We start from the raw sequence: 13,151 nt of genomic DNA, 5'->3' as shown, positions 1-13,151 counted from the left end.
GGACGGGAGGCCCGTGGCGGTCCCGCCACGGGCCTCCCGTCCGTCTCGTGTGGGCTTCAGAGCCCCCAGTCGTCGCGGAAGAGCGCGCCGCCGGCCCCGCGACGCGAGCCGAGGTACGAGCCGACCACGGCGACCCCGAGGTCGTCGTTCTCCGGTGCCACGACGCTGCCGTCCACCCGCTTCGCCATCGCGTCGATGAACCGGGCGAGCCCCGGGTCCTCGCCGAGCCGGAAGAACGTCGTCTGGGCGCCGAGGCGTCCGGCGTTCTCGAGCTCCCGCACGGTCAGCGCGATCGTCACCGGGTCGGGCGGGTAGTCGAACCAGACCTGCCCGTTCGGCTCGAGGTGCGACGTCGGCTCGCCGTCGGTGACGATGAGGAGCACCGGTTGGGCCGTGGGGTGCTTGCGGAAGTGCCGGTTGGCGAGCAGCAGGGCGTGGTGCAGGTTCGTGCCCTTGTCCCACATCGCGTCGAGACCGACGAGCTGTTCGACGTCCATCACCTCGGCCTCGCGACCGAAGGCGATGAGCTGCAGGTCGTCGCCGCGGAACCGGGTCGACACCAGGGTGTGCAGCGCCAGGGCGGTGCGCTTCATCGGCACCCAGCGGTCCTCCATCGCCATCGAGAACGACGTGTCGACGAGCAGCGCGACGCAGGCCTGGGTGCGGGCCTCGGTCTCCTGCACCTCGACGTCCTCGATGCTCAGGCGCACGCCGGCACCCTGTCGTCCGCTCGCCGCCGTCCGCACCACGGCGTTCGTGATCGTGCGGGGGATGTCCCACGGCTCGGTGTCGCCGAACGCCCACTGCCGCGACGCCCCCGAGGGCTCGCCCGCGGCGCCCGAGCGACGGAGGTCCCGCGCGCCCTGGCGACCGGACATCCGCTGGGCGACGTCCTTGAGCAGGCTCTTGCCGAGCTGCCGCATCGCCTTCGGGGTGAGCCGGAGCTGCCCGTCGGCACCGCGGCGCATCGCCCCGGAGTTCCGGAGCGCCTGCTCGAGGCGCTGCAGGGTCTTCGCGTCGACCGCAGCCTCGTCGCCGAGCTGCCGGGACAGCGCGTCGAGGTCCAGGTCGTCGAGCTCCGAGCCCGGCCCGGACTGGGCGAGCTGGTCGGCGAGGGCGTCGAGGTCCGCGATGTCCTGGAACACCCCGGTGCCGTCGCCCAGCCCGAGCCCCTGTTCGCCCTCCATGCGCTCGGATCCGCCCCAGTCCTCGCCGGGACGCAGTGCGCGCAGGGTACGGTCGAGCTGGGACAGCTGCCCCATCAGGTCGGGGGAGCCGAAGGCCTGCTGGGCGAGGGCATCGAGTTCGTCCCGCTGCTCCTGGGTCATCGAGTTGCGCATGCGCTGCGCCGCGGCCGCGCGGGCTGCCAGGTCGTCGAGCAGCTCGTCGACGTTTGCGGGGTTCGACGGGAAGTACTCTCCGTGTGGGTCCATGAAGTCGTCGAACTGCTGCTGGGTGTCCTCGCCGCGGGCGTGCGCCTCGAGCAGGGCGTTGAGGTCCTGCATCATCGCGCTGACAGCGGCCCGGTCCTGGTCGGTGGCACCCTCGAGCGCCTGTTTCATGCCGGCGAAGCGCTGGTCGAGCACCTCGCGGCCGAGCAGGTCCTTGATCTCGTCGTACTTCTGCCGCGCGGTCGGGCTCGTCCAGTCGTAGTCGCCGAGTTCCTGCACGGCGGCGGCGGGGGAGGGCGACAGGCTGTCGAGCTGCAGTTCGGCCAGGGCACGGTCGCCGTCGTCGAGGTCGACGTTGCGGGCGAGCTCCCCCCGCTCGGCGAGCAGCGCCTGGTCGAGGAGCTCGCGCACCTGCTGCAGGGTGCCGTCGAGGTTGTTCTTGCTCGTCAGCTCGCGGCGTCGCTCGGCCACCCGGCGGGCCAGGTCGTCGAGACCGCGCTGCGTCCGGCCGCCGCGCCGCAGGAACTCCCGCATCGCGCGCTCGGGCGACGTGCCGCCCATCACGTCCTGCCCGATGGCGTCGAGCGCCTCGGCCAGGTCGACCGGGGCGGCGAGCGGGTCGGGTCCGTCGGTGTACCGGCCGTACCGGGTGTCGCGCGTCAGGCGCCGGTTCTGCCTAGCCATAGACGGCTTCGCCCCCGCCGGACTCCTTGCTGATGCGCCGGGCCAGGAACAGGCCCTCGAGGGCGAGCTCGATCGCGCCGGCCCGTTCGCCGTCGTTCGTGGCACCCATCCGGTCGCACACCTGGTCGTACAGGTCGGACTCGCCGATCGACGGCAGGCCTTCGAGGAACGCCCGGGCGCTGACCTGCTCGCCCGTGGTCACCATCGTGCCGCCGTCGAGCGCGTCCACGAGCACCGCGAAGTCGAGACCCTTGAAGCGGGAGCGCACGGTCTCGGCGGTCGCGGTGCGGAGCAGGTGCTCGAGGACCTCGTCGGCCCGGTCCTCTTCGCCGTTCTCGAACTCGATCTTGCCGCCGAGGACGTCCACCGCGGTCTCGAGGTCGATCGGCCGGGCGACCGCCTCGTCCTCGCCCTGGCGTGCTGCGCGGTGCACGGCGGCCGCGGACACCGTCTCGGCACCGGCGATCGCGAACCGGGCGCTCACACCGCTGCGCTGGTCGACGGCGCTCGAACCACGCAGTGCGCGGGTGAACCGGGCGAGGATCTCGATCAGGGCGTCGGGGACCTCGGCCGTCAGCTGGGCCTCCTGCCGGATGACGGCGATCTCGTCGTCGAGCTCGATCGGGTAGTGCGTGCGGATCTCGGCGCCGAAGCGGTCCTTCAGCGGCGTGATGATCCGGCCGCGGTTCGTGTAGTCCTCCGGGTTCGCGCTCGCCACGACGAGCACGTCGAGCGGCAGCCGCAGCACGTAGCCGCGGATCTGGACGTCGCGCTCCTCCATCACGTTGAGCATCGCGACCTGGATGCGTTCGGCCAGGTCGGGCAGCTCGTTGATCGCGACGATGCCACGGTGCCCGCGGGGGACGAGTCCGAAGTGGATGGTCTCCGGGTCGCCCAGGCTGCGGCCCTCGGCGACCTTCATCGGGTCGACGTCCCCGATCAGGTCGGCGACGCTCGTGTCCGGTGTCGCGAGCTTCTCGACGTAGCGGTCGTCGCGGTGTCGCCAGCTGATCGGCAGGGCGTCGCCGAGGTCGTCGGCGCGCCGGATGCTGGCGGTGGTGATCGGTTCGTACGGGTGCTCGCCGAGCTCGGAGCCGGTGATGACCGGCGTCCACTCGTCGAGCAGGCCCTGCAGGGTGCGGAGCAGCCGGGTCTTGCCCTGGCCGCGCTCGCCGAGCAGGACGACGTCGTGGCCGGCGATCAGGGCGCGTTCGAGCTGGGGGATGACGGTGGTCTCGAAGCCGTGCAGGCCGGGCCACGGATCGGTGCCCTGGCGCAGGGCGGTGAGCAGGTTGTCGCGGATCTCGGCGCGGACCGTCTTCTGGACGTGACCAGAGGTGCGGAGCTCGCCGACCGTGCGGATGTCAGGTCGGGTCACCTCTCCGACGCTACGCCGCGTTCGCGACGGCGACCAGGGTCGGACTGGAGGCGCGTGGCGGGCCCGCACCGCGCCTCCCGTCCGCTTGTGGGTTTCCATCGCACTTGCGATCATTGAGATCCCGGCGACGGAGCCGGATTCGAAGTAGGGGGATCCGGCTCCGCCCCCGGTTGCTCGTTCCGCATCTGAACCACATCGGCGATCTCGGCGTACGGTCCCATTTCGTGAGAAGCGCGAACGCAACCATCAAGAGCCTGGTGCCCGCCAGGATGGACCGCTTGCCGTGGACCCGGTTCCACTGGAGCGTCGTCGTCGGACTCGGCGTGTCCTGGATCCTCGACGGTCTCGAGATCCAGATCGTCTCGAACGCGGGTTTCCAGGCGGACCTGAACCTGTCGACGCAGCAGGTGACGTCCCTCGGCACGATCTACCTGGTCGGCCAGGTCGTCGGTGCCCTGGTGTTCGGGCGCATGTCCGACCGGCTGGGTCGGCGCAAGCTGTTCATCCTGACGCTCGCGATCTACCTGATCGGTTCGGGCATCGCGGGCCTCGCGCAGGACTTCTGGTTCCTTGCGGCCTTCCGGTTCGTCGCGGGGCTCGGCATCGGCGGCGAGTACGCGGCGATCAACTCGGCGATCGACGAGCTCATCCCGGCGAAGTACCGCGGGCACGTCGACATCGCCATCAACGGCACGTACTGGGGCGGTGCCGCGCTCGGCGCGTTCGCGAACATCTACCTGCTCGACACGTCCTACTTCGCCGAGAACATCGGCTGGCGCATCGGGTTCTTCCTCGGCCCGGTGCTCGGCATCGCGATCATCTTCCTGCGACGCCACATCCCGGAGAGTCCGCGGTGGCTGATGACGCACGGGCGCGAGGAAGAGGCCGAGGCGACCGTCTCCCGCATCGAGGCGTCGGTGGAGAAGGCGACCGGCAAGCCGCTGCCGGAGGTCGACCAGTCGAAGGCGATGACCGTCACGCCGACCGACCGCGTCGGGTTCCTGGCCATCGCGCGCGTGCTGCTGAAGCAGTACCCGACCCGAACGCTCGTCGGCGCGACGATGATGATCACGCAGGCGTTCCTGTACAACGCGATCTTCTTCACCTACGCCCTGGTGCTCACGAACTTCTTCGGCCTGAAGACGGCGGAGACGGCGGTCTACTTCTTCCCGTTCGCGATCGGCAACCTGCTCGGCCCGATCATCCTGGGGCGCTTCTTCGACACCTGGGGTCGTCGGCAGATGATCTTCCTGACGTACCTGGTCTCGGGCCTCGTGCTCGCCACGTCCGCGTTCCTGTTCCGGGCGGACGCGATCTCGGCGACGGTGCAGGTCGCGTTCTGGTGCGTCTCGTTCTTCTTCGCCTCGGCCGGTGCGTCGAGCGCCTACCTGACCGTCAGCGAGATCTTCCCGCTCGAGCTCCGGTCGCAGGCCATCTCGTACTTCTTCGCCCTGGCGCAGATCTTCGGTGCGGTCGCGCCGGCGATCTACGGTGCCTTCATCGGTGACGGTTCGTCGCGGGAGCCGCTGTTCTGGGGGTACCTGCTCGGATCCGCGGTGATGATCGGCGGCGGCGTGGTGGCCTTGATATTCGGGGTCGACGCCGCGCGGAAGGGGCTGGAGGACGTCACCCAACCGCTCTCGGTGCTCACCGGGGACGCGAAGTCCGACCGGAGGTGAGCCCTGCGGCGGCGGCCTGACATTCTGTATTCAGAGTGTTTAGCGCCGCCGTCGCAGCGCTGTCACTGTGCCTGCATGGCACTCCTCCACAGCGCGACACCGGCGACCACGATCCACGGCAGCGACCGCCCTCGCCTCGGGGGTGCCGTCCGTGCGTGAGCCTGGGCTGATGGAGCACACCCCCATCCGAGCCGGTGCCGGCGGCCTCGATCCCCACGGCCTGCGTCGCAGCCTGCTGCGCGACGCGGTGTTCCTGCGACTGCTCGACAACGTCCTGCGGGGGGAGTACCGCCGCGGGCAGCGGTTGCGGCTCGACACCCTGGCATCGGACATGCGGGTGTCGCGCACACCGGTGCGCGAAGCCCTCGTGACACTCGAGTCCCTGCAGCTGGCCAGCGTGCAGCGCTACGTCGGTGTCGTGATCTCGCAGTGGTCGGTCGACCAGATGATCGAGCGACTGCGGATCGCCCAGGCTCTGCTCGTCGATCCGCCGTCGAACTCCGTCGGGTACCACGACCGGTTCGACAAGGTGTGGCTGCGGGAGTGCTGGACCGAGGCCGGTGCCTTCGTCGAACTCGGCGCCTGGTACCTGCGGCGCCGCGGGTCGTCGGTCAGTGGCGACTGGTTGCTGTCGCAGCGCATCGTGCTCGACATGTTCTTCACCGACGACGTCGCCCTGGCGAACGGGATCGATGCCGTGGTCGACCGGCGACGACGGGTCGAGATCGTCGAGCGGGCCGTGGCCGCTGCTGAGCGAGACGCCCTCGACGACTGTGCCGCCGCGCTCCTCGACCTGTCGTCCGCCCTGATCGCCCTGCCGGACCGCTTCCGGGTGGTCGTGTCCGCCTGAACGGACCTCGGCTGCGGATCCGCTCAGGTCCGCGCGGACCGCCGTGGATCCGCAGGTCGCGGCACCGAGCAGTGGGCGCCACCGGTGTCCCTCGCACTGGATCGTCAGGCAACGTCGTGGCAGCCTTGACCGGTTGCCGTCCCCGGCGTGTCCACCGACGACAGGAGTGCCCGTGAACGACGTCCGCGATCGATCCCACCGCTTGAACCGAGCGTCCGGGATCGCACGGCACGGACGTCTGCGGCGCTCGAGCCCCTTCGCGACCGCTGCCAAGACGGTCTCCGCGGTCGTCGCGGTGGCCCTGGTGAGTTCGGTCTCGGTCACGGCGATCGCGGCGAAGCAGGTCACGGACGACCTCGGTGACGGCGTCGAGATCCAGGGCCAGCCCGCACCGCAGGCGAAGGGCGGCGCGAAGCCGATCAGTGCCTTCAAGGGCGGGTTCAACATGCTCGTCGTCGGCACCGACAACGACCCCGAGCAGAGTGCGGCCTTCGGGGAGCGTGATGCGACCCTCAACGACGTCAACATCCTGCTGCACGTCTCGGCCGACCACACCAACGCGACCGCGGTGAGCATCCCGCGCGACCTCGTCACCCCGATCCCGGCCTGCAAGAAGACCGACGGCACGGGCACGGCCCCGGCGATGGCGGCGCAGCCGATCAACACCTCGTTCGGCGAGGGCGGCCTGAACTGCGTCACCCAGACCGTCGCCGGGCTGACCGGGCTCGACATCCAGTACTCGGCCGCGGTGTCGTTCAAGGGCGTCATCGAGATGTCGAACGCGATCGGCGGCGTGCCGGTCTGCGTCGCCCAGCCGATCACCGACTCGTACACCGGGCTGAACCTGCCCGCCGGCACCTCGACCCTGCAGGGCGACGAGGCCCTGGCGTTCCTGCGCACCCGGCACGGGGTCGGTGACGGATCCGACCTCGGCCGGATCTCGAGCCAGCAGGTGTTCCTGTCGTCGCTGCTCCGCACCGTGAAGTCGAACGACACCCTCGGTTCGCCGGCCCGCCTGTACAAGCTGGCCCGGGCGGCGGCGTCGAACATGCAGCTGTCCCAGAGCCTGAACGACATCGGGACGATGGTGCAGATGGGCCTTGCGCTGCGCGACCTGCCGCTGGCGCAGGTGAACTTCGTGCAGTACCCGGGCACCACGGGCGGCACCGGTGTCTACGAGGGCAAGGTCGAACCGACCACGTACCTGGCCGACCGGCTGTTCGCGAAGATCAAGGCCGACCAGTCGTTCTCCCTCGGGGCGGACAGCACGGGCATCGGGTCGGAGACGAACCCGACGCAGACGAACCCGACGCAGCCGAGTCCGCAGCAGCCGACCGCTGCACCGTCGTCGCCGGCCGCTGCGCCGGAGCCCGCGACACCGGCGGCGCCGTCGTCCGCTGCGCCGCGTACCCCCTCGGCGACGCCCGAGACCATCGACGGGCTCGAGGGCCAGTCCGCCGACCAGCAGACCTGCTCCAAGGCATTCGGGTACTGAGGCGCGGGCGGACGGACGGTCGCTTGCTTGCCGCCTCCCGCCCCTGCCCCCTTCCGCGAAAGCGACAGACTGCCGCCGAACCTTCGCGGCACTCTGTCGCCCTGGCGCCCGTGACGGCCGAGCTCGGCGGCGCAGTGTCGCTATCGTGGGCCCGACCGTTGCCGTGCGTGCGTTCGCGCGCCCGAACGTCAGCAGTGCACCCGCCCCCGAACACGGAAACGGGGGCGCGGTGGTGGGCCGCGCCCCCAGGGGAAGTCGCTCCCCGCCGGGCGCCACGCGATCGGGCGCGCCGGGCCCGCACGTGGAACGACGTCGGGTGCTGTGTCGCGACGACGGGGACGAGCCCCGGAACGTGATTGCCGCGTCCCGATGATGCTATGCAGTGGGGTACGCCCCGACAAGCCCACCGTGTCCCCACTTCGGGGGACCGAGTGCGACGCGTCATGCCACGCGCGGGTGTGCGTCGGGTCGAGAGTGGCGCGGTCCTCCTGTATGGTGGTCGCAGCGCTCGCGAGAGTGCTTGGAGACGTCGCATAGTCCGGCCGAGTGCACCACCCTGCTAAGGTGGAGTCCCCTTTGAGGGGACCGAGGGTTCAAATCCCTCCGTCTCCGCACTCCACGAAAGCCCGGTCCGATCGGACCGGGCTTTCGTCGTTGCTGGCACCGAAGCGCCCGCGTTAGACCGTCGCGATGCTCCCCGTCGTCGTGGTCCGCACTCCCGCGCGCCCCCGACGCACCGCGCCCATCGCCACGAGCGTCAGCACCACGGCCGCCAGGGTGATCCCCGACCCCGCCCAGATCGGCGACGTGTACCCGAGCCCGGCGGCGATGGTCAGGCCGCCGATCCAGGCCCCGAGCGCGTTGCCGAGGTTGAACGCGGCGATGTTCGCCCCGCTCGCCAGGGTCGGCGCGTGGTCGGCGTACTGCATCACCCGCGTCTGCAGGGCCGGCACGGTCGCGAACCCGAACGCCCCCATCAGCACCCCGGGTCACCTCGCACCCGGCCTGGAGGCCCGGCACACCTCCGCCCCGCCGGCGTCGGCCCCGGGGCGGTCGCCCCTCAGGCGCGCGGCGGCCCCGTTGTCGACCGCACGACGAGCGTCGGCGGCACGAGCGTCCGGATGGGATCTGCCGGCGCCCTTGCATCCGCGCCGATCCGCTCGACCAACCGCGCAGCCGCCAGGCGCCCGACCTCGTCGTTGTGCGGGTCGACCGTCGTCAGGCGCAGTAGGGGTGACGCGGCGAGTGGGGTCTCGTCGTTACCGATCACCGAGACGTCCTGCGGTACGCGGAGTCCGGCTTCCTGCACGGCGGCGATCGCCCCCATCGCCATGACGTCGTTCGCGGCGAACACCGCGGTCAGGTCGGGGTGCTCCCGCAGGGCGAGCTGCATGCCCTCGTAGCCGGTCGTCTCCGAGGTCGGGCCGGAGCCGTAGACCAGCGGCTCGATGCCGGACGCGACCAGCTGCGCGACGGTGGCGTCGCGGCGGAGTGCAGCCGGTCCTCCCGAGCCGGTGACGTGGGTGATGCGGCGGTGACCCAGGTCGATCAGGTGATCCGTTGCCAACCGCCCGCCGGCGGCTTCGTCGGAGGCGACCACGTCGAGTCCGCCGGGGACGTCCTCGCGTGCGCCGGCGACCACGACCGGGGTGTCGGCGGGGACGACGACGTCGGGGAAGCCCTCGGCGGCGAGCACCACGCCGTCGACCCGCAGGGAGACCAGGTCGTCGAACGGGGATGAGTCGAGGTGGGCGTTGGCGCGGGTGTCGGCGAGGGTGAGGCGGAGGCCGTGCGGGGCGAGGGCCTCGCGGATGCCGTCGAGCATCGGGACGTACCAGGGGTTCCGGAAGTCGTCGACGATGACCCCGATGGTGCGGGTCCGGGTGCCGGCGAGGATGGCGGCGGCGCGGTTCGGGCGGTAGCCGAGCTCCGCGACGGCGGCGAGCACCGCGGAGCGGCGGGCGGGGGAGACCCCGGGATCGTCGCGCAGCACCATCGACACCAGGGACTTCGAGACGCCTGCGCGTGCGGCGACGTCGATGATCGTCGGCGGGTGAGGGGTCACGCTGAGCCTTTCCGGCACGGTGCTTGACAGGACATGGGCTGGTGCGGCTACAGTCTACCGACACGTTCTGGAACGTTCCAGAATCAGGATCCAGCGACCTTCTCGAAGGAGAGAACATGAGCGACAGCATCGGCGTCGCCGTCATCGGCGCGGGCATGGCGGGCAAGGCCCACATGGCTGCGTGGCGGAACGCACCCTCCCTCTTCACCTCGACGCTGCCGCCGGTCCGGCTCGTCTCGGTCGGCGACGTCTACGAGCCCCTCGCCGCCGAGGCCGCACGGCGCTTCGGCTACGAGCGGCACGACACCGACTGGCGAGCCATCGCGGCGGCGGACGACATCGACGTGGTGAGCGTCGTCGTCGCGAACACCCTGCACCGCGAGATCGTCGAGGGCCTGCTCGCCGCCGGCAAGCACGTGCTGTGCGAGAAGCCGATGTCCGACTCGCTCGACGATGCCCGCGCGATGGCGTCCGCGGCGGCAGAGGCCGAGCAGCGCGGGGTGCTCGGGCGCATCGGGTTCACCTACCGCCGAGCTCCCGGTCTCGCCGCCATCAAGGAGCTCGTCGAGGACGGCACGCTCGGCCGGGTCCTGCACGTCTCCGGCCGGTACTGGACCGACTACGGCGCCTCGCCCGACGTCCCGTTCTCGTGGCGCTTCGCGGGGGCGCCCGGCTCCGGGGCGCTCGCCGACGTCGGCTCGCACCTGTCCTACGTCGCCGAGTTCCTGGCCGGCCCGGTCCGGAGCGTCAGCGGTGGGACGTTCACCACGTCGATCACCGAGCGACCCGTGGCGGCCGGTCACGCCCTGCGGGGGCAGGCCGTCCCGCTCACCGGAGAGACCGCGGCCGTCGGTAACGACGACTACGCCACGTTCAGTGCACGCTTCGGCGACGGCACGGTCGTCGGGTCGCTCGAGGCCTCCCGCGTCGCGGCCGGGCACCCGAACGGCCTCGTCATCGAGGTGTTCTGCGAGCGCGGCGCCGCCCGCTGGGACCAGGAGCGCGCCTCCGAGATCGGCCTCGCGCTGCAGTCCGACGGCTCGCGTCTGGGTGGGTACCGCCAGGTCGTGCTCGGCCCGGACCACCCCTACGTCGCCGGTGGCATGGCGATGGACGCCCCGGGCGTCGGCTGGGGGCAGAACCAGATGTTCGAGTACCAGGCGCGGGCGTTCCTCGACGAGATCGCGGGGCTGTCCGGCGCCGTGCCCGATGCCCTGCCCGCGAACGCCACGTTCGACGACGGCGTGCACAACATGGAGGTCCTCGACGCGGTGGCACGGTCCGCCGCGGCCGGGGGCACGTCCGTCGACGTTGCCGACGCCGTCGTCCCGACCACGGAGGGTGGTGTCCGCGCATGAAGCTCGGTCTCTACAACGCGATCCTGCACGACCGGCCCCTCGCCGACGCACTCCGGGTCATCGCGGCCAACGGCCTCACCGGCATCGAGCTGAACACCGGCGGGTTCCTGCCCCCGGTGCACGTGCCCGACATCGACGCGATCCTGCAGGACGACGGGGCGCGTGACGCGTTCCTCGCGCAGTTCGCGGGGACCGGCGTCGAGATCGCCGGGCTCAACTGCAACGGCAACCCGCTGCACCCCGACCCGGCGATCGGTCCCGCGCACGCCGAGGACGTCCGGCGCAGCATCCGCCTGGCGGCCCGCCTCGGGCAGGACCGCGTCGTCACGATGTCCGGACTGCCGGCGGGGGAGCCGGGCGGGACGCGGCCGAACTGGATCGTGAACGCCTGGAACTCGGCTGCGCTCGACGTCCTCGAGCACCAGTGGAGCGTCGCGGTGCCGTTCTGGCAGGAGATCGACGCCCTGGCCCGGGAGCACGGCGTCAAGGTCGCACTCGAGCTGCACCCGCAGAACCTCGTGTTCAACCCGGCGTCGATCCGGGAGCTCGTCGAGCGCGGCGGGCTGACCAACGTGGGGGTCGAGCTCGACGCCTCGCACCTGTTCTGGCAGCAGATGGACCCGGTGGCGGTCGCCCACGACCTCGGCCCGCTCGTGTTCCACGCCGCCGCGAAGGACGTCCGGATCAACCCGCACGCCGCGATCAACGGGGTGCTCGACAACTCGTTCCGCCGGTTGTCGCCGGACGAATCACGGACGAACCTCGGCGGCGACGAGTGGGCGAACGAGTGGCCGAAACCGTCGGCGTGGGACTTCGTCGCGCTCGGCAAGGGCCACGACGAGGCGTACTGGACGACGTTCCTCGAGGCCCTGCGTGCGATCGACCCGGACATGTGGGTGAACATCGAGCACGAGGACACCGAGCTCGGGCGCGAAGAAGGGGTCGCGGTCGCCGCACGCGTGCTGCGCGCCGCGGACGCGGCGCTGGCGCCCCGGTCCTGACGGTCCGTCAGCCGACCCGGTCACTGTCTGGAGGCCCGTGAACCGTTCCGCGCACCGGGTGACGGATCGGCGTGTGGTGGGCCGTGCCTCCCGGCCCCACCACACGCGGATCGGCCACGGGTGCGCGGAACGACCAGTCCGTGCACCCGTACCGGGTGCTGTCACCGGCCCGATGTAGCATGCACGACACCTGTCCCCGACGATGGAGCCCTGCGTGCCGGAGCCGACCCACCCCGCCTTCCCGCTCGAACACGTGCGGGCGGTGGGCGATGACATCGTGGCCTCCGTCGCCACGGTGATCGACGGCAAGGCGGAAGCCATCCGCACGGCCCTGACGGTGATGCTCGCCGAGGGGCACCTGCTCGTCGAGGACGTCCCCGGCGTCGGCAAGACCGTGCTCGCCAAGGCGCTCGGCGCCTCGGTCGGCGGATCCGTGAACCGCATCCAGTTCACCTCGGACATGCTGCCGTCCGACGTCACGGGCGTGAACATCTTCGACCAGTCGTCCGGCACCTTCCGGTTCTCGCCCGGCCCGGTGTTCGCGAACGTGGTCATCGGCGACGAGATCAACCGCACCAGCCCGAAGACCCAGTCGGCCCTGCTCGAGGCGATGGCGGAGTCGCAGGTCACCGTCGACGGTGTGACGCGTCCGCTCGACCGGCCGTTCATGATCGTCGCGACGCAGAACCCGATCGACATGGAGGGCACGTACCCGCTGCCCGAGGCGCAGCGCGACCGCTTCATGGCGCGCATCGCGATGGGCTACCCGAGCGTCGACGCCGAACGGCAGATGCTCGCGAACCGCGGCGGCAGCGACCCGCTGTCGCGCCTGCGGCCGATCGTCGACGTCACCACGCTGCGGGCGATCATCGAGACCGTCGCCGGGGTGCACATCGCCCCCGACGTCGAGGCCTACATCATCGCGATCGTCCGGTCGACGCGCACTCACCCCGACCTCGTGCTCGGTGCGAGCCCCCGCGCGACGCTGCACCTGGCGCAGGCAGCCCGTGCGCACGCAGCCCTGCTCGGCCGCCCGTTCGTCACCCCCGACGACGTCGCGACGCTCGCCCCGATCGTGCTCGCGCACCGGCTCGTGCCGGTCGCCCGTGGGCTCGGCGGCACCGGCGAGGACACCGTGCGCGAGATCGTCGTCCGCATCGTCTCCGACACCGCCATCCCGTTCACGGCCACCCCCGTCCGCTCCTGATGGCCGGTCCATCGGCACCGCCGTCGCTGCTGCGACGCGTCGG

The 13,151-nt window shown here is 71.3% G+C and carries 9 protein-coding genes, 1 tRNA gene and 1 pseudogene; 7 read left to right on the top strand and 4 right to left on the bottom strand.

The annotated features are described in order from the left end of the window. Nucleotides 1–56: 56 nt before the first annotated feature. Entirely contained in the window at nt 57–2,075 is a 2,019-nt protein-coding gene (locus tag DEJ02_RS10050; RefSeq protein WP_111032901.1) for a VWA domain-containing protein, read from the bottom strand. After that, the gene (locus tag DEJ02_RS10045) at nt 2,068–3,453 is read right to left on the bottom strand and encodes an AAA family ATPase (protein WP_027466108.1); all 1,386 of its coding nucleotides are present in this window, start codon (nt 3,451–3,453) and stop codon (nt 2,068–2,070) included. The genes DEJ02_RS10050 and DEJ02_RS10045 overlap by 8 nt, the downstream gene beginning before the upstream one ends. 269 nt (nt 3,454–3,722) lie before the next feature. Here DEJ02_RS10045 and DEJ02_RS10040 point away from each other — a divergent pair, with 269 nt between their 5' ends. The 4 genes from DEJ02_RS10040 (at nt 3,723) to DEJ02_RS10025 (ending at nt 8,089) form a co-directional block, all read left to right on the top strand. Beyond that, on the top strand, nt 3,723–5,132 hold the full coding sequence (locus DEJ02_RS10040; protein WP_181435862.1) for an MFS transporter: 1,410 nt from the start codon (nt 3,723–3,725) through the stop codon (nt 5,130–5,132). A 169-nt stretch (nt 5,133–5,301) separates the two neighbouring features. Then, the gene (locus DEJ02_RS10035; RefSeq protein WP_111029874.1) at nt 5,302–5,982 is read left to right on the top strand and encodes a GntR family transcriptional regulator; all 681 of its coding nucleotides are present in this window, start codon (nt 5,302–5,304) and stop codon (nt 5,980–5,982) included. A gap of 172 nt (nt 5,983–6,154) precedes the next feature. Then, entirely contained in the window at nt 6,155–7,477 is a 1,323-nt protein-coding gene (locus DEJ02_RS10030) for an LCP family protein (RefSeq protein ID WP_111032954.1), read from the top strand. A gap of 522 nt (nt 7,478–7,999) precedes the next feature. Continuing rightward, nucleotides 8,000–8,089 (top strand) — tRNA-Ser (locus DEJ02_RS10025). Nucleotides 8,090–8,154: 65 nt separating this feature from the next. On the opposite strand, the pseudogene DEJ02_RS10020 reads toward DEJ02_RS10025, so the two are convergent. Both DEJ02_RS10020 and DEJ02_RS10015 read right to left on the bottom strand, forming a co-directional pair. Further along, nucleotides 8,155–8,460, bottom strand: a pseudogene (locus DEJ02_RS10020) (MFS transporter); the annotation flags it as partial. 77 nt (nt 8,461–8,537) lie between these two features. Then, nucleotides 8,538–9,542, bottom strand: coding sequence for a LacI family DNA-binding transcriptional regulator (locus DEJ02_RS10015; RefSeq protein ID WP_111032899.1), 1,005 nt, complete (start codon nt 9,540–9,542; stop codon nt 8,538–8,540). 116 nt (nt 9,543–9,658) lie between these two features. Here DEJ02_RS10015 and DEJ02_RS10010 point away from each other — a divergent pair, with 116 nt between their 5' ends. The 3 genes from DEJ02_RS10010 to DEJ02_RS10000 all read left to right on the top strand — a co-directional run bounded on the left by DEJ02_RS10010 (nt 9,659) and on the right by DEJ02_RS10000 (nt 13,108). Further along, nucleotides 9,659–10,900 carry a Gfo/Idh/MocA family protein gene (locus DEJ02_RS10010; RefSeq protein ID WP_111032897.1) on the top strand — a complete coding sequence of 414 codons (1,242 nt, stop codon included), beginning with the start codon at nt 9,659–9,661 and terminating at the stop codon, nt 10,898–10,900. After that, nucleotides 10,897–11,901, top strand: a complete 1,005-nt coding sequence (locus DEJ02_RS10005) for a sugar phosphate isomerase/epimerase (protein ID WP_111032895.1) — start codon at nt 10,897–10,899, stop codon at nt 11,899–11,901. The genes DEJ02_RS10010 and DEJ02_RS10005 overlap by 4 nt, the downstream gene beginning before the upstream one ends. 202 nt (nt 11,902–12,103) lie before the next feature. Next, nucleotides 12,104–13,108, top strand: coding sequence for a MoxR family ATPase (locus DEJ02_RS10000; RefSeq protein ID WP_071406487.1), 1,005 nt, complete (start codon nt 12,104–12,106; stop codon nt 13,106–13,108). Nucleotides 13,109–13,151 lie beyond the last annotated feature (43 nt).

The organism is Curtobacterium sp. MCLR17_042, assembly GCF_003234695.1.
Lineage (GTDB): Bacteria > Actinomycetota > Actinomycetes > Actinomycetales > Microbacteriaceae > Curtobacterium > Curtobacterium flaccumfaciens.
The sequence above is the reverse complement of the archived record's forward strand: the minus strand, read 5'-3'. Positions and strand labels throughout refer to the sequence as shown.